Origin of the sequence: Micromonospora sp. NPDC049900 (assembly GCF_044461025.1) — a bacterium.
Taxonomy (GTDB): Bacteria; Actinomycetota; Actinomycetes; order Mycobacteriales; family Micromonosporaceae; genus Micromonospora.
Genome location: NZ_JBITKM010000002.1, coordinates 192252 through 212278, shown reverse-complemented (window position 1 = coordinate 212278; position 20027 = coordinate 192252). Strand labels below are relative to the sequence as shown.

At 73.3% G+C, this 20027-nt stretch carries 20 protein-coding genes and 1 riboswitch; of the genes, 9 read left to right on the top strand and 11 right to left on the bottom strand.

Features of this window, described 5'->3' with window-relative positions; translation table 11 throughout:
- Position 1 precedes the first annotated feature (1 nt).
- The 8 genes from ACIBMZ_RS05480 to ACIBMZ_RS05445 all read right to left on the bottom strand — a co-directional run bounded on the left by ACIBMZ_RS05480 (position 2) and on the right by ACIBMZ_RS05445 (position 7999).
- Positions 2-637, bottom strand: a complete 636-nt coding sequence (locus ACIBMZ_RS05480; protein ID WP_396691356.1) for an alpha-ketoglutarate-dependent dioxygenase AlkB — start codon at positions 635-637, stop codon at positions 2-4.
- A 20-nt stretch (positions 638-657) separates the two neighbouring features.
- Entirely contained in the window at positions 658-1710 is a 1053-nt protein-coding gene (locus ACIBMZ_RS05475) for a PseG/SpsG family protein (protein WP_396691876.1), read from the bottom strand.
- A complete protein-coding gene (locus ACIBMZ_RS05470) occupies positions 1707-2441 on the bottom strand; it encodes a cytidylyltransferase domain-containing protein (RefSeq protein ID WP_396691354.1) in 735 nt (244 codons plus the stop codon). Before ACIBMZ_RS05470 ends, ACIBMZ_RS05475 begins: the two co-directional genes overlap by 4 nt.
- Complete coding sequence (locus ACIBMZ_RS05465) at positions 2438-4246, bottom strand: class I SAM-dependent methyltransferase (protein ID WP_396691353.1); 1809 nt, start codon at positions 4244-4246, stop codon at positions 2438-2440. Before ACIBMZ_RS05465 ends, ACIBMZ_RS05470 begins: the two co-directional genes overlap by 4 nt.
- On the bottom strand, positions 4243-5076 hold the full coding sequence (locus ACIBMZ_RS05460; protein WP_396691351.1) for a hypothetical protein: 834 nt from the start codon (positions 5074-5076) through the stop codon (positions 4243-4245). Before ACIBMZ_RS05460 ends, ACIBMZ_RS05465 begins: the two co-directional genes overlap by 4 nt.
- A 9-nt stretch (positions 5077-5085) precedes the next feature.
- Positions 5086-6234: a DegT/DnrJ/EryC1/StrS family aminotransferase gene (locus ACIBMZ_RS05455; protein ID WP_396691875.1), complete on the bottom strand. Its 1149-nt coding sequence runs from the start codon at positions 6232-6234 to the stop codon at positions 5086-5088.
- Positions 6235-6254: 20 nt separating this feature from the next.
- On the bottom strand, positions 6255-7247 hold the full coding sequence (gene pseB / locus ACIBMZ_RS05450; RefSeq protein ID WP_396691349.1) for a UDP-N-acetylglucosamine 4,6-dehydratase (inverting): 993 nt from the start codon (positions 7245-7247) through the stop codon (positions 6255-6257).
- Positions 7248-7453: 206 nt separating this feature from the next.
- Positions 7454-7999 (bottom strand): GNAT family N-acetyltransferase, encoded by a 546-nt coding sequence (locus ACIBMZ_RS05445; protein ID WP_396691347.1) that lies wholly within the window; start codon positions 7997-7999, stop codon positions 7454-7456.
- Between the two features lie 43 nt (positions 8000-8042).
- Here ACIBMZ_RS05445 and ACIBMZ_RS05440 point away from each other — a divergent pair, with 43 nt between their 5' ends.
- From ACIBMZ_RS05440 to ACIBMZ_RS05425, 4 genes are read left to right on the top strand one after another with little or no spacing between them, the layout of a single operon-like run.
- Positions 8043-8294: an acyl carrier protein gene (locus tag ACIBMZ_RS05440; RefSeq protein ID WP_396691345.1), complete on the top strand. Its 252-nt coding sequence runs from the start codon at positions 8043-8045 to the stop codon at positions 8292-8294.
- 41 nt (positions 8295-8335) lie between these two features.
- The gene (locus tag ACIBMZ_RS05435) at positions 8336-9577 is read left to right on the top strand and encodes an AMP-binding protein (RefSeq protein WP_396691342.1); all 1242 of its coding nucleotides are present in this window, start codon (positions 8336-8338) and stop codon (positions 9575-9577) included.
- On the top strand, positions 9570-10319 hold the full coding sequence (locus ACIBMZ_RS05430) for an SDR family NAD(P)-dependent oxidoreductase (RefSeq protein WP_396691340.1): 750 nt from the start codon (positions 9570-9572) through the stop codon (positions 10317-10319). Before ACIBMZ_RS05435 ends, ACIBMZ_RS05430 begins: the two co-directional genes overlap by 8 nt.
- 49 nt (positions 10320-10368) lie before the next feature.
- Positions 10369-10896, top strand: a complete 528-nt coding sequence (locus ACIBMZ_RS05425) for a hypothetical protein (protein WP_396691339.1) — start codon at positions 10369-10371, stop codon at positions 10894-10896.
- 270 nt (positions 10897-11166) lie between these two features.
- Here ACIBMZ_RS05425 and pseI read toward each other — a convergent pair whose 3' ends face one another.
- The 3 genes from pseI to ACIBMZ_RS05410 all read right to left on the bottom strand — a co-directional run bounded on the left by pseI (position 11167) and on the right by ACIBMZ_RS05410 (position 14800).
- On the bottom strand, positions 11167-12216 hold the full coding sequence (pseI, locus tag ACIBMZ_RS05420; RefSeq protein WP_396691338.1) for a pseudaminic acid synthase: 1050 nt from the start codon (positions 12214-12216) through the stop codon (positions 11167-11169).
- A complete protein-coding gene (locus ACIBMZ_RS05415; RefSeq protein WP_396691336.1) occupies positions 12213-13379 on the bottom strand; it encodes a glycosyltransferase family 2 protein in 1167 nt (388 codons plus the stop codon). Before ACIBMZ_RS05415 ends, pseI begins: the two co-directional genes overlap by 4 nt.
- An 89-nt stretch (positions 13380-13468) precedes the next feature.
- Entirely contained in the window at positions 13469-14800 is a 1332-nt protein-coding gene (locus ACIBMZ_RS05410; RefSeq protein WP_396691334.1) for a polysaccharide pyruvyl transferase family protein, read from the bottom strand.
- A 197-nt stretch (positions 14801-14997) separates the two neighbouring features.
- Between ACIBMZ_RS05410 and ACIBMZ_RS05405 the strand changes: the two genes are divergently transcribed.
- The 5 genes from ACIBMZ_RS05405 (at position 14998) to ACIBMZ_RS05385 (ending at position 20021) form a co-directional block, all read left to right on the top strand.
- Positions 14998-16218, top strand: coding sequence for an acyltransferase family protein (locus ACIBMZ_RS05405; protein ID WP_396691333.1), 1221 nt, complete (start codon positions 14998-15000; stop codon positions 16216-16218).
- Positions 16219-16342: 124 nt separating this feature from the next.
- Positions 16343-16744 (top strand): hypothetical protein, encoded by a 402-nt coding sequence (locus ACIBMZ_RS05400; RefSeq protein ID WP_396691331.1) that lies wholly within the window; start codon positions 16343-16345, stop codon positions 16742-16744.
- Between the two features lie 175 nt (positions 16745-16919).
- Entirely contained in the window at positions 16920-17672 is a 753-nt protein-coding gene (locus ACIBMZ_RS05395; protein ID WP_396691330.1) for a hypothetical protein, read from the top strand.
- A gap of 303 nt (positions 17673-17975) precedes the next feature.
- Positions 17976-18117: riboswitch (cyclic di-AMP (ydaO/yuaA leader) on the top strand.
- 219 nt (positions 18118-18336) lie between these two features.
- On the top strand, positions 18337-19200 hold the full coding sequence (locus tag ACIBMZ_RS05390) for a C39 family peptidase (RefSeq protein ID WP_396691328.1): 864 nt from the start codon (positions 18337-18339) through the stop codon (positions 19198-19200).
- A gap of 86 nt (positions 19201-19286) precedes the next feature.
- Entirely contained in the window at positions 19287-20021 is a 735-nt protein-coding gene (locus tag ACIBMZ_RS05385; RefSeq protein WP_396691326.1) for an alpha/beta fold hydrolase, read from the top strand.
- Positions 20022-20027 lie beyond the last annotated feature (6 nt).

Below are 20027 nucleotides of genomic sequence, written 5' to 3'. Positions count from 1 at the left end.
GTCAGGCGACGTCGGCCGGGCGGAACTGGACGCTGACCCGGGGGCCGACCGGTCGGGCGGTCTTCGGCACCGCGTGTTCCCAGGTGCGTTGGCAGGAGCCGCCCATCACGACCAGGTCGCCGTGCCCGAGCGGGAAGCGCAGGGCGGTGCCGCCGCCGCGCGGGCGCAGCAGGAGTTGGCGGGGCGAGCCGAACGAGACGATGGCGACCATGGTGTCGGTGTGCGCGGAGCGGCCCAGGGTGTCGCCGTGCCAGGCCACGCTGTCGCGGCCGTCGCGGTAGAGGCACATGCCGGCGGTGACGAAGGGTTCGCCCAGCTCGTCGGCGTAGTGCCGGGTCAGCGTCTGGCGGGCGGTGGTGAGCACCGGGTGGGGCAGTGGGCGGTCGGCGGCGTACCAGCAGAGCAGGCGGGGCACGTCGACCTCGGTGTCGTACATGGTGCGGCGTTCGGCCCGCCACGGCACGTCCCGGCGGAGCACGTCGAGGACCTGGTCGGAGCCGTGCACCCAGCCGGGCAGGTGGTCGACCCAGGCGCCGTGGCTCAGCGGGTGTCGGCGCAGCCGCCCGGCCAGCGGGCCGAGGGCGGGGGGCGCGTCGGTGACGTCGAGCATCGACGGTTGGTACGCGGCCTGCGACATGAGGCCACCCTAGCAGGGGTTTAGTACACCTGTGCGATCCACTGGTGGTCGAGGGCGTCGAGCACCGCGTCGACCACCCGGCCCCGGCCGCGCCCGTCCACGGCCGCGTGGGCGCGGGCCGAGAGGGCGGCCCGGCGGACGTCGCTTTCGAGCAGTTCGTCCAGGAGTCGGACGGCGGCGGTCCGGGCGGTGTCGTCGGCGACCAGGTCGGGCAGTTCGCCGAGCCCGGCGGCCAGCCCGGCGGCGACCACCCGGTGGTAGGACTCGCGTTGGTTGTCCACCACGCAGACCAGCGCCGACGGCGCGCCCAGGCAGCACAGCTCCCAGGTCGACGTGCCGGCCGCGCTGACCACCAGGTCGGCGGCGGCGATCAGGTCCGGCAGGGCGTCGGTGGGCGGCACCGGCCGCAGCGACTGACCCGGTCCGGTGCGCAGCGCGGTGAGTCGCCCGGTGATCTCGGGCCGCCCGACGACGGCGGTGAGCGTCATCGGCCGCCCGGTGGCGATCAGTAGTTCGGCCAGGACAGGTGCCGCTCCGGCCGCGTCGGTGCCGCCGAAGAAGGCCAGCACCGAGGGCCGCTCCACCTGCGTCGCCGGGCGGGGCGTCGCCGGGCGGGCGGTCAGCACCGAGTCGCCTAGCAGGGTGTACGCGCTGCCGGCCAACAGCCGCCCGGCACGCACCGTGAGGTCGGCGCCGAGGTTCTGGTCCAGGAACAGGTCGGCGTCCTGTCCCCGGGTGTCGCCGTCCACGACGGCCAGGGTCAGCACCCCGGCCTCGCGGAGCGCACCGGCGCAGGCCGGGTCGAGATCGTACGAGTCGAGCACCAGCACGTCCAGGTCGTGCCGTCGGGCCGCGCGGACCAGCGCGTCCGGGGTGTCCGGGCCGGGGTGCAGCGGGATGCCCCGGGCGGCGAGTCGACCGGCCGCCCAGTCGACGCCGGTGACCGTGCCGAAGACCTCGACGGTGGCGCCCCGGGCCAGCAGTTCCTCGCCGAGGGCGAGACAGCGCACCAGATGCCCGACGCCGCGTTGCGGGTCCGCGTCGCAGCGCAGACCGACCCGTACCGTGCTCAGCATTCCTCCAACCGCTTCTGCCGCACCTCGGCGTTGAGCGCCCGCAGCTCGGGGCGTCCGTCGAGCCAGTCGGCGAGCGTGGCCAGCGGCACGGCGACGTCACCGAAGTGTGCGGCCACGGCGCTGACCACCTGCCAGTCCGGCTCGGTGTCGAGGGTGAGCCGCAGCCCGGACCGGTCCGGTGTGAGGGTGACCCCGAGCACCCGGAAGCGCTCCGGATGAGCGTACGCGTACGAGGTGACGTGCACCCGGTCATGGCCGGTGGCGAGCTTGTCCACGGTCCGTAGCGCCTCGGCCCGAATGATCTCGACGTCCAGGCCGCGCGGCAGCGTACGGGCGATCGACGTGCTGGCGTAGTCCAGGCCGGGCACGGCCCGGTACACCGAGGCGACCAGCCGGACGATCTCCGGGTCCAGCAGCGGGCAGTCGGCGGTGAACCGCATCACCGCCTCGCCCGGGTGCGCGTCGAGCGCGCCGACGAAGCGGGACAGCACGTCGTCCACCGGTCCCCGGTGCCAGGCCACGCCGAGCCGCTCGCACTCGGCGACCACCGCGTCGTCGCCGGGGTCGACGCTGGTGGCCACCACCAGGTCGGCGAGGACGCCGCTGTCCTGCGCGGCACGGACCACCCGACCCAGCACACTGCGTCCGGCGAGTGGGCGCAACACCTTGCCGGGCAACCGTGTGGAGCCCATCCGGGCCTGCACCACGCCGACGAACCGTTCGGTCACGACCGCTCCGTCCGCTTCGGTTCCGGCTGCCGGGGGGCCAGCGCGGCGCGGGCCCGTCGCTTGGCGGCCCGTGCGCCCCGCCGGGCCAGCCGGGCCGGGGTGATGGCGAGGCGGCCCACCTTGTAGCTGAGCGAGCCGCTGAGCAGGTTGACCGTCGCCTCGGCCCGACGCAGCGCGCGTTCCCGCGAGGTGAGCAGTTCCTCGGTCCAGGCCAGCAGCGCGGCCATCCGGGTGTTCTCCTCGCGCTGGCGTCGCCACGCCTCGTGGAGCTGCTGGTAGCTGCGCGGGCCGGACGGCGGGTCGGTCGGGGTGACCGCGCGCAGGTGGGCGTCGAGGTCGGCGCGCCCGGCGGCGTCCAGGCCCCGCTGTGCGGCACCGAGGGCGGCCTCGGTCTCCACCGCCGCGTCCACCACCGTGCGGTCGAAGTCCCGCCCGGCCACCCCGCCGAGCACCACGGTCAGGCCCGCCACGTCGAGGGTGGAGGTCCACGGGTGGGCGTACCCGCCGGTGACCAGCTCGGTGGCGAAGCGCCACAGCGTGCGGGCGAGCACCACGTCGACCGGCAACGGGTCGTCGGCCCGCCAACTCGGATCGAGCACCGCGAAGCGGTCACCGGCGACGACCAGGTTGTCCGCCCCGGCCAGCGCCGCCGCCCCGCCGAGCCGACCCTGCTCGGCCTGCCCGGCGAGCCAGTCGGCGTATCCGCGCAGCAGGTGACGCAACCGGCCGGTGTCGCGACGCAGACAGCCGTCGAGCAGCAGGGTCCGCAGCAGCCGCCCGTCGGGGACCGGCCAGTCCGGTGCCGCCGGGTCGCGGTGGGCGGCCCGTCGGCTCGCGTACGGCGCGGTGGCGGGTGTGGTCCGTCCGGTCGGTGCCGTGCCGTGCCACCGCCAGCCCGGTGGACCGTCGAGCACCTGAAGGACCGGGCCACCCGTGCCGTCGGCGCGCACCAGCGCCACCGGCAGTCCGGCGGGGGCCGGACCGCTCCCGGCGGTGTCGGTGACCCGTTGGGCGAGCACCAGCCAGCACGGGGCCAGCTCGACCGCCCGGCCGGCGTGCAGCGCGTCCACGGCCAGCCGGGCCGGGTCGGCCAGCACGAACCGGCCGTCGAACCCCTCGGTGCAACTGCGCTGCAACAGCGCGTCGAAGAGTCCGGAGTCGGTGTGCCGGGTGAGTCGGTCGGTCGCCAGCAGCGCGGTGGTCAGGTCCGGGCGGGGGTATCCGGCGTAGCAGCCGCCCGCTCGCAGCCCGGCGTCGGCCAGCCTCGGGTGGAGTTGGTCCAGGGCGGCCGGACGGTCGGGGTCGAGTGCCCCGCCGACGGTCCACGCGGCGTCGGCGCGGTCGGCGTACCAGGGGGAGTCGGCCACCAGTCGGTGTACGCCGAGCGGGTTGTCCAGCCGCAGCAGCAGCGTCCCGCCGGGGCGTACGGCCGCCGCCAACCGCCGCAGCCGGGCGTCCCACCCGAACCGGGGGCCCTCGACCGACTCGATCGCGTCCAGCCCGGCGGCGGCGAGCACCAGGTCGTACTCCTCGTCGGCGGGTAGCCCCGCCACACCGGCCACCACCATCCGGTCGACCTGTCCGGCGAGCGCCGCCGCGTCGGGGTAGCCGCGCAGCAGCGCGGTGACCCGGGTGTGTGCCAGCGCGTCCAGGACCGCCGGGTCGTGCGGCCCGGCCAGCAACACCCGCGCGTCGTCGGGCACCAGTCGGGCCACCAGCGTGGCGAGCGGGCCGGCGTCGGCGGCCTCGTCGGACCAGGTCGGCATCTCGCCGCCGGGCAGCGTCACGGCCGTCTCGGTCGTCACGTCGTCTCCTCGTCCGGGTTCGCCCAGCCCAGCAGTTCACGCAGGGCGGTGGGCGGGTAGCGGTGGTCGGTGCCCAGTTCGGCGCGGGTGATCTCCACGGCGGTGGCCAGGTGCAGGTGTTCGCCGTGCAGCTCCGGCCACTGGCGGCGGATGCGGGCGGTGCCGCCGAAGGTGGGGTCCTCGTCGGCCAGCGTCATCGGGTCGCCGTACACGGCCGGTTCGCACCCGGCGGCGATGCCGTAGAAGATGGCGCTGGTCAGCCGGTTCGACGCCACGCGCCGGTGGCGGCGTAGTTCGTCGAGCTGCCGGTCCAGGAACAGCGGATCGGTGTCCTTCCACCAGTGCCCCCGGTAGCCGTGGCAGACGACCCGGAACCCGGCGTTCTCGTAGAGTCGGCGGACCCGACGCATCCGGTGCTCGTGCCAGTACAGGCAGACGGTGACCGGGCCGGGCTCGGTGTCCCGGATCCGGGCGATCAGCTCCCGGTGGTCACCGGTGACGTGCTGCCCCTCCCAGCCGTGGAACGGGTACCAGATGGTGCCCTCCCGTTCGGGCGCGGGCTCGGCGGCCCGGGTCGCCAGCAGGTACGCGAAGGGCGCCCCGATCACGGTGACGTTGCGTCGCCCCACCGACCAGGCGCGTCGCCGGGTCTGCTCGGACCAGAGCAGGCTGGGGGCGCGGTCGGCGTACGGGTGGCCGGGTGCCAGCCCGTCGCCGATGTTCCAGCCGTGCTGCACGTACCCGTCGATCCGGGGCGGATGCCCGTCACCCAGTCCGGCGTAGCGGGCCAGCACGTGCGCGTGCCCGTAGAAGTGGTTCGCGTGGTGCATCGGGTCCTCTCAGGCGGCCGACCGGACCCGGGCGCCGCGCAGCGCCGCGGCGAGCGTGTCCACGACCCGGTCGACATCGGCGTCGCGCAGGCCGGGATGGAGCGGCAGCGACAGTTGCTGGGCATAGAACGCCTCCGCGACCGGGTGGGCGCCGCGCCGGTGGCCGAGGTCGGCGAAGACCGGGTGCCAGTGCACCGGGATGTAGTTGACCTGCACGCCGATGCCGGCGGAGCGCATCCGGTCGTACACCTGTCGACGGCGACCGTCGCGCACCCGGATCGGGTACAGGTGCCAGGCCGGTGCGGCCCAGTCCCGCCGCCCCGGGACGAGCACGCCGGGCAGGTCGGCCAGGGCCTCGTCGTAGCGGGCCACCAACTCGGCCCGGCGGGCCAGGAACGCGTCGAGGCGGCGCAGTTGGCTGCGGCCGAGCGCGCAGAGCACGTCGGGCAGCCGGTAGTTCAGCCCGTACGAGTGCACCTCCTGGTGCCAGCCGCCCTCGTCCGGCCACCGCTGCTCGTCGCGCTCCCGGACCAGCCCGATGTTGCGGAACCGGCGGGCCCGGGTGAGCAGCTCCGGATCGCCGGTGACGACCGCGCCGCCCTCGGCGGTGGTCATGTTCTTGGTGGGGAAGAACGAGAACGTGGTCACATCGGCGAGCGTGCCGACCGGCCGACCCCGGTAGGCGGCCCCGATCGAGTGCGCCGCGTCGGCGAGCAGCGTGGCACCCGTACCGTCGATCGCGGCGCGCAGCGCGTCGTAGTCGGCCGGATGGCCGGCGTAGTCCACGGCGGTGACGACCTTGGTCCGCTCGGTGACGACGGCGGCCAACGCCGCCGGGTCCAGCGTGTACGTCTCCTCCTCGACGTCGGCGACGACGATCCGCGCGCCCAGCGCCAGCGCGCTGCTCGCGGTCGCCACGAACGTCGTCGGCGGCACGACCACCTCGTCGCCGGGGCCGACACCGGCCGCCGCGTACGCCACGTGCAGCGCCGCCGTGCCGTTGGAGACCGTCGCCACCCCGGCGCCGCCGGCCCACCGGGACAGCTCCGCCTCGAACGCGGCGACCTCGGGGCCGGTGGTGAGCCAGTCGCTGCGCAGCGCGGCGACCACGGCGGCGACGTCCTCCTCGGTCACCGACTGCCGACCGTACGGCAGCATCGCACCGGTGTGGTGAGACGTCATGCCGCGAGGGCGGTGAGGCCGAGCATGGCGCGCACCTGCGGCACGGTGAGCCACTCGTCGTTGGTGTCCGACTGGTACGCGAACCCGTCCGACACCGGCTCGCAGCCGACCGGCGGCTGGTAGCCCCAGGTGGCGATGGTCGGCTGCACGATGAAGCGGTCCTTGGCGATCAGCGTCCGGCGACTGTCGTCCGGGGCGATCATCTCCTCGTGCAGCTTCTCGCCCGGGCGGATGCCGACCTCGTGCGTGGTGGCCTCCGGGGCGACCGCCTCGACCAGGTCGAGGATGCGCATGCTGGGGATGCGCGGCACGAACAGTTCGCCGCCCTGCATCTGGTCGAACGAGTCCAGGACGAACTGCACCGCCTGGTCCAGCGTGATCCAGAATCGGGTCATCCGCTTGTCGGTGATCGGCAGGCTGCGGCCCTCGGCGGCGAGGCGGCGGAACAGCGGCACCACCGAACCCCGGCTGCCGACCACGTTGCCGTAGCGCACCACCGAGAAGCGGGTGGGGTGCGGGGCCGCGTAGTGGTTGGCGGAGACGAACAGCTTGTCGCCGACCAGCTTCGTCGCGCCGTACAGGTTGATCGGGCTGGACGCCTTGTCGGTGGAGAGCGCGATGACCTTACGTACGCCGGCCTCGATCGCCGCGTCGACGACGTGCTGCGACCCGGTGATGTTGGTGGCGATGAACTCCGACGGGTTGTACTCGGCGGTGTCGACCTGCTTGAGCGCGGCGGCGTGCACCACGTGGTCCACCCCGTGCATGGCCCGGGTCAGCCGGTGCCGATCCCGGATGTCGCCGATGAACCAGCGCAGTCGCGGGTCGTCGCCGAGCTGCTGACGCAGCTCGTACTGCTTCAGCTCGTCACGGGAGAAGACCACCACCCGGGCCGGGTCGACCTCGTGCAGGAGGTGCCGGAGGAAGGTCCGGCCGAAGGAACCCGTGCCCCCGGTGACGAGGATGGACGATCCGTTCAGCTCGCTCAATGTGGTGCTCCCGTGGTCGTCGGTGAGCCGGCGACGCCACAGCCGGCCGGGTGGGAACGCTAGGGGCGGTGGGTTAACAGGCCGACGCCCTGCGGTTAACCCGGGCCGCTCGGGCCGTGAATGGCGGGCACTCTCGGGCCCGTTTCCGCCGAGGTCGGGAACAATTGTCGAACGTCTCGTGAACGCGACCTGGACGGCGCGTCGAATCAGCGCCGACGGCGGTTGTCGCGGTGCAGTGAAATGGGGATGACGGTGATTTCCCGACCGTCGTGCACCTCGACGCGCCCGACGCCCTCCACGAACCGGAAACGACGGTTCATCCGACGTACCACGGTGTTGTGGGCGAGTACCTCGCCGTCGAGCCGGTCCAGGGCCAGCACGTCGAAGGCGTACGCGACGGCCGCCCGCATCACGGCCAGCCAGGCGGGCAGGGTGGCTCCCCGCCCGGCCAACCCCTCGGCGTCCAGAAAGAACCCCCACGACCCGATACGCAAACCGTCGAACCGCAGGTCGAAGAAGGTGACCGTGCCGGCGGGCACGCCGTCGTGCAGGTAGGTCAACACCCGTCGGGCGGGGTCGGTGCGCACCGCCTCCCACCACCGCCGGTGCTCCTCGGCGCTGATCACGTGGTCGGTCTTGCTGACCTGTCGATTGACCGGGAGATTACGCCAGGACAACATCAGGTTAACGTCGTCTCCGGTGGCGTCTCGCAGCACGTACCGCTCACTTTCTGTTCGTATTTCCGGGGTCATCGGGCACCCTAATCACGATTCGTCGGGCTGTACACTCCGCCGCATGACGGAATTGAGTCGCGCGCAGATTCGCGACCTCATGGGGCAGGTGCTGGCCAACCAGGGCAAGGCGCTGCCGGACGACGACGCGGCGGATCTGCGGGAGATCGGTTTCCGGTCGCTGGACTTCTCCGAGCTGGCCCTGCGGGTCGAGGACGTCATGGGGGAGGAGTTGAACTTCGACGCCCCCGGGTTGCGGCGCATCGCCACCGTCGGCGACGTGCTGGACTTCCTCGCCGACCTCGCGCGGCAGTGAGCGTCCGCGTCCCCGCGCGCCTCGGGTCGTGCCCGGCCGGCGTGGACAACCGCGTGGTGGTCGGCGGCAGCGTGCTGACCTGGCGGGACCTGCCCGAGCCGGGGCTGCCGGACCCGGTGGCGGTGCTCGCGCACTCCGCCCGTGACGCGCTCGCCGCCGCCCGGCACCACGCCGTGCACGGCACCGAGCTGCTGCTCGCCGGGGCCGGGCGGGTCGACGCCGGGCTGCGGGACGAGCTACGGGCCGCCGGGTTCGCCCTGACCGCCGCCGATCCGACGGTGTTCGGAGACCAGGCCGTCGTGGGCGGGGACGGGACCGTCGTCCTCGTGCCGACCCGCCCCCGACCGGCCGAGCCCGGTCGGCTCTGGCTGCTGACCTCCGGCACCACCGGTCGACCGAAGCGCGTCGGGCACACACTGGAGTCGGTGACCACCGTCCGGGGCGCCCAACCGGGCCGCACCTGGCTCTGCCCGTACGCTCCCGGCACGTACGCCTGGTGGCAGGTGGTGACGCTGGCGCTGACCCAGCCCGGACAACACCTGGTGCTGGTGGAGCCGGAGCAGCTCGACGACTGGCCGGCGCTGGCCGCCGCACACGGTGTGGACGCCGCCTCCGGTACGCCCACCTTCTGGCGTCGGGCGTTGCACCGCGACCCCGAGGCGCTGGCCCGGGTGCCGCTGCGTCAACTCACCCTCGGCGGGGAGCCGGTCGACCAGGCGGTGCTGGACCGGCTGCGGGAGGTCTTCCCGGCCGCCCGGATCTCCTGGATCTACGCCTCCTCCGAGGTCGGCGCGGCGATCGTGGTGCACGACGGACAGGCCGGGTTCCCGGTCGAGTGGCTGGACCGCGCCGCCCCCGGACGCCCCACGATCGGGCTGCGGGACTCCGAACTCGTGGTCACCTCGCCGTACCACGGGGTCGGTCTGGCCGGGCCGGTCCGCACCGGGGACCGGGCGCAGGTGGTCGACGGACGGGTGCTGATCACCGGGCGGCTCGACACCGACGAGATCAACGTGGGCGGCAGCAAGGTCTCCGCCGGACTGGTCCGCGACGTGCTCACCGCCCATCCCCGGGTGGCCTGGGCCCGGGTCACCGGCCGACGCGCCCCGCTGCTCGGCCATATGGTCGTCGCCGAGGTGGTGCCCGACGCGACCGGACCAGACCTCGACGAGGCGGCGTTGGTGCGGTGGTGCACCGACCGGCTGCCCGAGTACGCCGTGCCCCGCCGGATCCGGTTGCGCGCCGAGATCCCCGTCAAGGAGACGCTGAAGAGCGATGTCTGACACCCCCGTTCCCGTCCCACCGTCCACCGTGGTCCTCGTCTCCGGCGGCTCCCGGGGGCTGGGGCTCGCCATCGTCACCGACCTGCTCGACGCCGGGATGAGGGTGGCCGCCTTCGCGCGTACCGTCACCCCGGAGCTGGCGAAGCTCGCCGAGACCCATCCGGACCGGGTCCACGCCGACTCGGTCGACCTCACCGACCGGGCCGCCACGCAGGCGTTCCTCCGGGCGGTGGAGGCCCGGCTCGGGCCGGTCGACGGCGTGGTCAACAACGCGGCGGTCGGACAGGACTCGCTGCACGTGCACACCGCCGACGCCGACATCGCCCGGATCGTCGAGACCAACCTGACCGCGCCGTTGCAGCTCACCCGCCTCGCGGTGCGGCGGATGCTGGCGCAGGGGCGGCGCGGGCGGATCGTCAACGTCACCTCGATCTGCGCGCAGCGCGGCTTCCCCGGCCTGGTCGCGTACTCCGCCACCAAGGGCGGGATGGACGCCGCCACCCGGTCGCTGGCCCGGGAACTGGGCGGCCGGGTGCTGGTCAACGCCGTTGCGCCGGGCTTCTTCGCCTCGGAGATGTCGGCGGTGCTCGGGCCGACCCAACTGGACCAGATCGTGCGCCGCACCCCGACCGGTCGTCTGACCGAGCCGCACGAGGTGGTACCGGTGGTGCGGATGCTGCTGCGCGACCAGACCAACATCAACGGCCAGGTCATCGCGGTCGACGGTGCGGCCTCGATCTGATCCGGGCACTTCCTCCGCCCGCGTCGCCGTCGGCGCGGGCGGACCGTCGGTGGCCGCGCTCCTCGCCGCCGCGCCGCGACACCTACGCGTCGCGTCGGTGACCGATTCGGGCGACGCCGTCACCCGCAGCCATCTCGCCGACGGACGCTGCGTCGGCTGGTACGCGCCGCCTATCCCGGGCTGGCGGGTCGCGATCGACGCCGAGTACGCCGCCGCCGAGGTGCCGCCGATGCTGGCGCACCGCTTCGGCACCTCGGACTTCTGGGCCCGGTGGACCCGCACCGAGTGCGTGGCCAAGCTCGCTGACGTGCCGATGGTCGCCGTGTGGCGACGGTACGGCCTGAACATGCCGACCGGCACCGTCCGGCTGTGGCGCACCCTGGTCCTCAGCCCCTCGGGCTTCGCCGACGAGGCCGGCTCGGCGGACCGGGCTGCACTGGCCGACCTGGTCGTCACCGTCGCCTTCGCCGTCACCCCGGGCCTGCCGTCTCCCGGCTTGGGCTTGCCGTCTCCCGGCTTGGGCTTGCCGTCTCCCGGCTTGGGCTTGCCGTCTCCCGGCTTGGGCCTTTCGAGCTGAACCGTCCGTGCCGTCGACGCCTGCGACCGCCTCGCCCCATCCGATCGAGTCCAGGCGGCCTGCCGGGTCGCGGCATGTCGCCCGCCATCGCTCCGGGGTGGGTAGATCTGCTGTCGCCCCAGCGACAACAGATCTACCCACCCTGCGTGGTGCGGGCCGCCGGGCGCCGCGCGTGGTGCGGGCCAGCCGTGGTGCGGGCCGGCCGTGGGTGGGGCGTGGTGCGGGACGCTGCAACGGCCGAGCCGGGTGCCGAACGGTGACGGCCGACTGTCAGATCAGGTCCCAGCTCAGCGGCGTGCCCCGGGCGACGTCGGTGGTGAAGCGGCGACCGAGGACCCGGTCGATCTCCACCGGGTGCAGTCCGCCGGTGGGCCGGATCGAGCGTACGGTGGCCGCCGTGACCTCGTCCCCGGCGCGTACGTCGGCCACCACGTAGAGCGAGCGGCGGAACCGTAGGCCCTCCCGCTCGGCGGGGGTGGGGCCGACGGCGGTGCCGCCGAGTGCCGCGTACGCCCGCTCCGACTCGACCACCAGCGCGGCCAGCTCGGACGGGTCGAGGGAGAAGTCGGAGTCCACGCCGCCGTCGGCGCGGTCCAGCGTGACGTGCTTCTCGACGAAGCAGGCCCCGAGCGCCACCGACGCGAGGGGCACGCCGATGCCGGGCGTGTGGTCGGAGAGACCGACGGGCACCCCGAACGCCTCGGCCAGCACCGGAATGCGGCGCAGGTTGCTGTCGGCGGGCGGCGCCGGGTACGAGGCGGTGCAGGCCAGCAGCACGATCCCACCGGCACCACCGTCGCGGGCGGTGCGGACCGCGGCGTCGATCTCGGCCAGCGTGGCCATACCGGTGGAGATGACCATCGGCTTGCCGGTGGCCGCGACGAGCCGGATCAGCGGCAGGTCGACCAGCTCCGACGAGGCGATCTTGTACGCGGGGGCGTCCAACTCCTCCAGCAGCTCCACGGCCGAGGGGTCGAAGGAGGAGGAGAAGACCGTCAGGCCGTGCTCGCGCGCCCGCTCGAAGATCGGCCGGTGCCACTCGTACGGGGTGTGTGCCCGCTCGTAGAGCCGGTAGAGGTTCTGCCCGCCCCACAGCTCGTGCCCGCCGGAGATGCGGAACGCCGGGGTGTCCACGTCGATGGTGATCGTGTCGGGTCGGTACGTCTGGAGCTTGAGCGCGTGCGCGCCGGTCGCCGCGACCGCGTCCACGATCGAGAGTGCCCGGTCCAGGTCACCGTTGTGGTTGCCGGACATCTCGGCCACCACGATGGGGCGCTCTCCGGCGCCGACCAGGTGCGGGCCGATCTTCAAGGTGGTCATCGTGATCCGTTCTGGCGGCTCCGCACCAGCGCGCGGGGCGGTGTGGGGTCCGGCGTGCCGTCGGGCGGGGCCGGGGACGCGGCGGACGCCGCGGCGGTCGGGGTCGGTGCGGTGGGCGTGGCCGGGGCGGCGGGCGCCGCAGCACGCAACCGGGTGGCCAGCCGGTGGGCCCGGCGCAGCGCGGCGTACGCCAGGTAGCTGTCCCGGCCGACGAGGCGGTGTTTGAACCCGGCCACCCCGCCGGGGCGGGGGTACCCGCGCTCCGGTAGGTACCGGCGGTAGTGCTCGGCGACCCGCCGGAAGAAGTCGCGCCGCAGGTGCGGGTGCAGTCGGTCGTCGTTGCCCACCACCACCAGGAAATGGTTCACCATCAGGTCGAACAGCTCGCTGTGCCAGCGCCCGTCCGGAAACCGCTCCTGCCGCCAGGCGAAGAGCCGGTCGTACTGGTCGAAGGCGTCGAAGTGCCGACCGCTGCGGGTCGAGGTGATGGCGCCCTGCCGGCCCTGGCGGTAGAGGTAGCAGACCCGGTCCAGCACCGAGATGCGCTCCGCGCCGATCAGCAGCGGGTGGCTGAACGGGATGTCCTCGTACCAGCCGGGGTGGAAGCGCAGCCGCAGCGCGGCCAGGAACTCGCGGCGGACCACCTTGTTCCAGGCGGTGTGCTGCACCCGCAGCAGCCGGGGCCGGTCGGCCAGCCGCAGCACGCCGGGGGTGTCCCGCAGCAACCGGCTGCTGGGGTCCACCTCCTGGCGGCCACAGTCGTGCACCCGCAGGTGGTCGATCATCATCGCGTCGGGGCGGTCCGCCCGCAGCCGGTCCAGCACCGCCGGGATCGTGCCCGGCGGCAGCCAGTCGTCACTGTCGACGAACCACACGTACCGGCCGGTGGCCACGTCCAGCCCGGCGTTGCGGGCCGGGCCGAGGCCGACGTTGGTGCTCAGGTGCCGCACGCGTACGCCCGGATGCTCGGCCGCGTACGCGCGCAGCAGGTCGCCGCACCCGTCCGGCGAGGCGTCGTCCACCGCGACCAGTTCCACCTCCGCGGCCCGGTCGGCCGGGACGTCGCCACGGATCGAGTCGAGGCACTGTCGCAGGTACGCCTCGACGTCGTAGACGGGTACCACGATGCTCAACAGCGGCGCGTGCGTCGGCGCAATGACCACGCCGCAACCTTCGACGGCGCGGATGGACGGCCCTGGAACCCGACGTGGCCGACGGTGGTGGAGTGTTTGAACAGCCGAACAGCGTCGGGTTAACGGTTGAGCATGCGGCGCACCGAGCCGGGGACGGCCTTCTTGATCCGGGTGCGGATCCGCTCCGGCCGAGGCATCGCCTGCGACGCCTGCTCGCGGAGTACGGCCTCCTGGTCACGAAGCCACTCGATGCGCTTGACGAGCACCTCGGGGGAGGTGGCCAACGCCGGACGAACGGCCGGCGGGAAGGCGGTCGCCTGCCGGGTGGCGTCGAACACCGCCGCGCTGTCGGCGTCGGCGAAGGAGTTGCCCAGGTTGTGCTTGGCCAGGAACTGGAGCATCGTCTCGTACCGCTGCTTGTGGCCGTTGACCATGCCCGAGTAGTCGGCCTCGTCGTAGAGCTGGGCGGCGTCCACGTCGGCCGGTACGTCGCGCATCACCCGGTGCGGGATCTCGAAGTAGCGGGCCAGCTCCAGGGTGCGCGAGTCGTGTGCGAAGAGGAAGCCCGGCGTGCCGGCGAGCAGCGAGACGATGGTGCCGTGGATGCGGGTGCCGAAGTTGAAGTCGAACCCGGAGAGGTAGTCGATCCACGTCCACGGGTCGACGAACATCCGCACCTTGTCCTCGGTGAACAGCGGGTGCGTGGTGTGGATCGGGATCTCGCTGGTCTTGCCCCGGTCCTCGGGAGCGTCGCCGAAGAGCAGGGTGCCCAGCGTCTTGAGGTCCTGCGGGATGTAGCGCAGGTTCTCGTAGCGCTGGTGGTGCGTCTTGATGATCTTCGCCATCGACTTCACGTACGGTGAGACGGTCAGCGCGATCTTGTCGTACGGGCCGATGAAGGTCTTGCGCTTGTCCACCGGCAGGGTGTCGCCGTGCAGGAACATCGACGGGCAGCCGATCACGTCGACGTTGGAGAAGCCGATCGTCCGCAGGTAGTCGGCGGTGATCTCGCCCCGGACGCCGATGCTCGGCGAACGGTCGAGGACGGCCCGGCAGAAGCGGCTCACCTGGTCGTCGATCGGCCGCAGGTACTCCCGGTCGCCGTCGACGTTCGTCTGCACGCCCACCCCGAGCACCACGACCGGGATCTTCAACCGCTCGATCAGCCGGCTCATCGCGTCGAGCCGGTGGGCGTAGCTGCGCCGGAACGCGTTCGCCAGCGGGACCACGAAGACGTCGTACTCCTCGTTGATCCGGTCGCTGTCACGCATGTTGACGGTGAAGCCGTTGGGCGTGATGGTGGCGGCACGGGTGGCCAGCAGCTTGTTCGCGGCGTGACTGAAGACCAGGTTGCCCGCGTTCTCACCGATCAGGTTCCGTTCGAACGTCTCCTCGGGCGAGTTGACGTCGAAGGGACCCTTCCGGGCCCGCATCAGGATCCGCTGGTGCATCGCTGACTCTGCCTCTCGTCGGTGTGCCGGCCCCCGCCTCGGCACTGCCCAGCGCACCACCGGGCCGGATGGCGGGGTGGGTGCTCATCCAAGTCCCGGGAATAGTAGGCCACCGGAGGACCAGTTGACACCTGAGCCACTTCCGCCCCCGGATGCCCGGTTCGAGGGGGAGTGCCCACACCGGTATGGTGCCCGGAATGACCAGCACCACCGTCGTCGATAGGCCGCCCTCCACCACCCGACGCGGTGACGCCAGCCGATTGCCCTCGTTGACCGGATTACGGTGGATCGCCGCGCTGCTGGTCTTCGGTTTCCACGCCGGCACCATGCGCATCATCGCCGAGCCCGGCCACCAGGCGGTGGTCAGCGAGATCTTCACCCTGGGCCTGTCCGGGGTGCAGTTCTTCTTCATCCTCAGCGGCTTCGTGCTGGTCTGGTCGGCCCGGGTGGGCGACTCCCGCCGTCGGTTCTGGCGTCGACGGATCGCCAAGATCTATCCGAACCACCTGGTGATGTGGGCGCTGGCGATGCTCGCGGCGCTCTGGTTCGCCGACCCGATCAACCCGGTCGCCGCGCTGGAGAACCTGTTCCTGCTCCAGGCGTGGGACCCGCGACCGGGCTACTTCTACAGCGTCAACAACGTGAGCTGGTCGCTCTCCTGCGAGCTGTTCTTCTATCTCTGCCTGCCGCTGGCGTTGCCGCTGGTCCGCCGGGCCAGGCCGTGGATGCTGTGGACCGTGGTGATCGCCATGCCACTGCTCATCCTGGCGCTCTGGCCCGGCCAGTTGCTGGTGCCGGAGCAGAGCCGCTGGTGGTTCGCCCAGATCTTCCCGCTGGTGCGGTCGCTGGAGTTCTGGATGGGCGTGGCCGCCGCCGAGCTGATGCTGCGCGGTCGCTGGCGCGGCCCACGGCTGCCGCTGGCCACCGTGATCTTCGTCGCGACCTGGGTGGCGGCCTCGCAGTGGATCCGGGCCGAGCTGTGGGCGGCGCTGCTGTCCGTGGCGTACGTCCTGGTGATCGCGGCGGCGGCGGACGCCGACGTGCACGGCCGTCGGTCGCCGCTACGCTCTCGTTTGATGGTCTGGCTGGGCGAGGTCTCGTTCGCCTTCTATCTGGTGCACGTCTTCGTGATCATGACGATCCTGCGGCTCACCGGAGACTGGGGCACCGGCCTGCCCGGCTGGTGGGGAGTGCCGGCGGTGATCGGGTTCCTGCTGCTCACCCTGGCGATGGCCGCGTTGCTGCACCGCTACGTGGAGCAGCCGATGATGCGGCGGTTGGCCCCGAGCCGTACGGCCTCCGCCAGGCCGTCCGTGGACACCTCCGCCGGGGCCGACGGCCCGCCCGCCGGGCTGCCGAGGCAGCGCGTGCCGGAGGACGAGCCGCACACCACCGCACGCCACGACCCGTCTCGCTGAGTCCACCGTGGAGGCTGCTCGTCACCGCAGTGACCTGCTGTTTCGTGTGTCGCCGACGGCGCGTCGCCGACCCGACACGCCCGTGGTCGATGCGGTGGGAGGGTGCTGGCGGTAGCCTGACGACGTGCCTCCCGTCGCGCCCACCCGTCCCCTGTGGTGGCTGGCGCGCTGGGCGACCCGGCTACTGACCGGGTTCGCGGTCGCCGCCGCCTTCACCCTCGGCGCCTGGGCGACCTCCGCTCCGGGTGCCCCCGCCGGGCACCCCGCCGACGGGCTCGCCTCGGCCGCCCTCCTCGCGCAGGCGCCCCACACCGGCTGGCACGCCACGTCGCCCGGCGAGGTGATCACGCCGGACGCCACTGTGGCCGTCGACCACGCCGACCCGGCCGGCGTGCCCGGGCTGCTGTCCGAGGCCCGCCCGGAGGCGTACCGGCCCGCCGTGACGGCGGTGGCGGGTCCGGCGGCACCGCCCCCGACGGTGGTCCCACCGGGCGCCCACGGTGCTCGCGCCCCACCCGGCGCCTGACCACTCGCGTCCCGCTGCGGCGCGTCGACCGACTCCGCCGCAGCCCGTCCCGGTGTTCCCGGGACCACTGCCCCCGCGATGCGTCCCCACCGCCCCGCCCGGCCCGTGGCACCCGCCACCGGCGACCGGGTCCGGCGGCCCGCTGTCAGCGCACCACAGCCCACGAGGTCCCGCCATGGAGAAGACCGTCCTCTACCAGTTCCTGATCGAGGTGCCCCGGGCCGCCGCCATCTGGTCGGTGCTGCTCGTGCTCGCGCTGGGCGTGCTCACCGCCATGGTCGCCCGGCCCGAATCGACCGGCGACGACACCGGCCCGGTCGACGACCCCGCCGAGGCCGAGGCGGCCGACCTGCGCCGCTACGCCGGTGAGGTGGCCGTGGCCGCCGCCGGGGCCGCGCAGAACGCGGCACGGCGTCGGGAGGCGTGGCACACCGCTCAGACCGCCCTCGACCGGTCCTGGGCCTCCTACGACGAGGCGGAGAGCCGGGCCCGGCGGCTCGCCGGGGTCACCGCGCTACCCGCGCCCCGCACCCCGCGCACCGCCAGTGAGTACGCCGCCCGGGAGCGCTGGCTGCACCACGCCGCGATGAAGGCGCACTGGCGCGGTGACCTGTCGGCGCGGCAGCTCACCGACGTGCTGGCCCGTCGGGCCGGCTGGGACGCGCGACTGCACCAGGTCGACCAGGAGGTCGTCCTGGCCCGCGTCGTCCGGGACAACCACCGGGCCGCGTACCGGGCCGCCGCCGAGCGGGAACGGGCCGCCTGGCGGGAGGCCGAGTTGGCCGGCGAAGCGGCCCGGGTGCTCTCCGCCGAGGCGTACGCCGCCGCGCAGCGCCTGCGGCCGAATCCGCTCCCGGCGCCCGCCGTCACCACCGTCGCGCGTCCGGCGGCGGCGGTCCTGCGGTGGCGTCCGGCGCGCGTGGGATGAACCGTCGGCCGGATAGTCCGGCCGGATCGGGTGAGCCCGGTCACACCTTCCGCCGGAACGGACACCGGAGCCGGATCCGACCGAGACGGGACGCGAAGCCCGGAGACATTGTCTGCGGGTGGTCCCCTTGTCACCGCCCGTTGCGTCGATCGCCATCGGTCCCGTTGCGCGACATCGATGACCGAACGCCCGAAAATTATCGATCTGGATCATGTTTACGCAGGTCAGGGCGGGTTGGCAGGGCAGTGACCGACCAGTAGTGTCGGCCCGTCCGATGCGGTACCCGATCGCAGGAGGCGACGCCGCATCGACCCGCCTAATCGTGGTCTCACGAACCGGGGACCCACCGCACCACTGGGGTGAATCCGCGAGCCTCGGCTCACGGTAGGGCCGTCTTCCCGCCCGAACCCGTCAGCTAACCCGGTCGGCGGTGTCGGAAGGAGCTTTCCACTCGTGCAGCCCCTCGTCGTACCCCCCTTGTTCCTCCACGGCACCGCGGTGCCCGCGCTCGCCGGGCCGTCGGCCACGAGCTGACTGCGGCCACCGCCCCCGCCCGCTAGCCCGGGCGCAGCCCCTCGCACGGTCGTCCCCGTACTCGGGTGGTCCTCGACAGGTCCTGTCGAGCTGACCGCCGGAGCGGTTCGCCGTGCCTCCCTGAGCCCCCGTGGAGGACTCCGTGAAGCAGACCGTCACGCGCCAGCTACGTCGGCTGGCCACCGAACGCCCCTACCAGGTCGTCGCCGCCTCGGCGGCCGCGCTGGCGCTGGCCACCGCTGCCGGTGCCGTACTCGTCGACACCTCCGACGCCCCGGCCACCGCGCACACCACGACCGCCGTCGCCGAGTTGCGTGGCGACACCGCGGTCTCCCGCGCCGACACCCGGGTGGAGTCGACCCCGTCGACCTCGCCCAGCAGCGCGGCCCCGAGCAGCGCCGCCCCGTCGCCGTCGCCCTCGCCGAAGACCACCTCGGCGGCCCCCTCGCCGGTGGCCAGCAGTGCGAAGGCCGCACCGAAGCCGCCGGCCCGGAAGGTCCTGGACTACGACTTCCAGGCCCAGACCACCGGCTACTACTGCGGTCCGGCCGCGGTACGCAACGCGCTCAGCGCCGCCGGTGTCGACCGTGACCAGGACACCCTGGCCGCGCAGCTCGGCACCACGTACGCCGGCACCAACTCGGCCCTGGACACCACCCGGGTGCTCAACGCCACCGTCAAGGGCGAGCCGTACTCGACCACGATGCTGCGGGGCGGTTCGGCCACCCCGGCCCAGATGGACCAGCTCCAGGCCGACGTGGTGGAGGCGATCACCGACGGGCGCGGTGTCGTGGTGAACGTGGCCGGCAGTGCCACCGACACCGACGGCGGCTGGCACTCCTTCCCCGGTGGCCACTACGTCGCCGTGGTGGGCTACGAGGACGACGGTCGCCTGGTCAAGATCGCCGACTCGGCCGACGCCTCGTACTACTCGTACTGGATGACCACCATCGACCTCGCCCACTGGGCCGCGACCCGCGGCTACTCCTCCTGAGATGTAAGGAAGGGTCCCCTGCTATCGCCTGGTGCATAGCAGGGGACCCTTCCTTACATCCGGGTCCGGGGTGGCAGACTTCGCGCATGAGCGAGGAGTCGGGCGGCCGGGCGGTGCTGGTGCTGCTGCACGGGATGGGTGCCACCGGCGACGTGTGGCTGCCCTGGGCGCCGCTGCTGGAACAACGGTGGCCGGGCCGTTGGTCCGCCCCGGACCTGGCCGGTCACGGCGGCGCGTCGCCGCTGCCGGAGTACTCGTTCACCGCCCTCGCCGACCGGGTCGCGGAGAGCCTCGCCCCGGACGACCGGATCGTCGTACTGGGACACTCGCTCGGCGGGGTGGTCGGGCTGGCGCTGGCCGCCGCCGATCGGGGCGTGCCGGTCGACGCGGTGGTGGGCCTCGGCATCAAGGCGGTGTGGTCCCCGGCGGAGCTGGCCCGCGCCGCCGATCTCGCCGCCCGGCCGGTCACCTGGTTCACCACCCGTGACGAGGCGGCCCGGCGGCATCTGCGTGTGTCCGGCCTGACCGGGCTGCTCAGCCCGGAGCGACCGGCGGTGGACGCCGGGCTGCGGCAGGTGGACGGGCGGTGGCGGCTGGCCATGGACCCGGCCGCCTTCGCCGTCGGCGAACCCGACCTGGCCGCCCTGCTGGCGGCGATCGACGTACCGGTCCTGCTGGCCCGGGGCGAACACGACGCGATGGTCACCGACGCCCAACTCCGGGCGTACGACGTGCCCGTGGTCACGCTGCCCGGTCTCGGGCACAACGCCCACGTCGAGGACCCCGCGGCGGTGCTGGCGTTGCTCGACCCCTGGCGCTGAGGACCG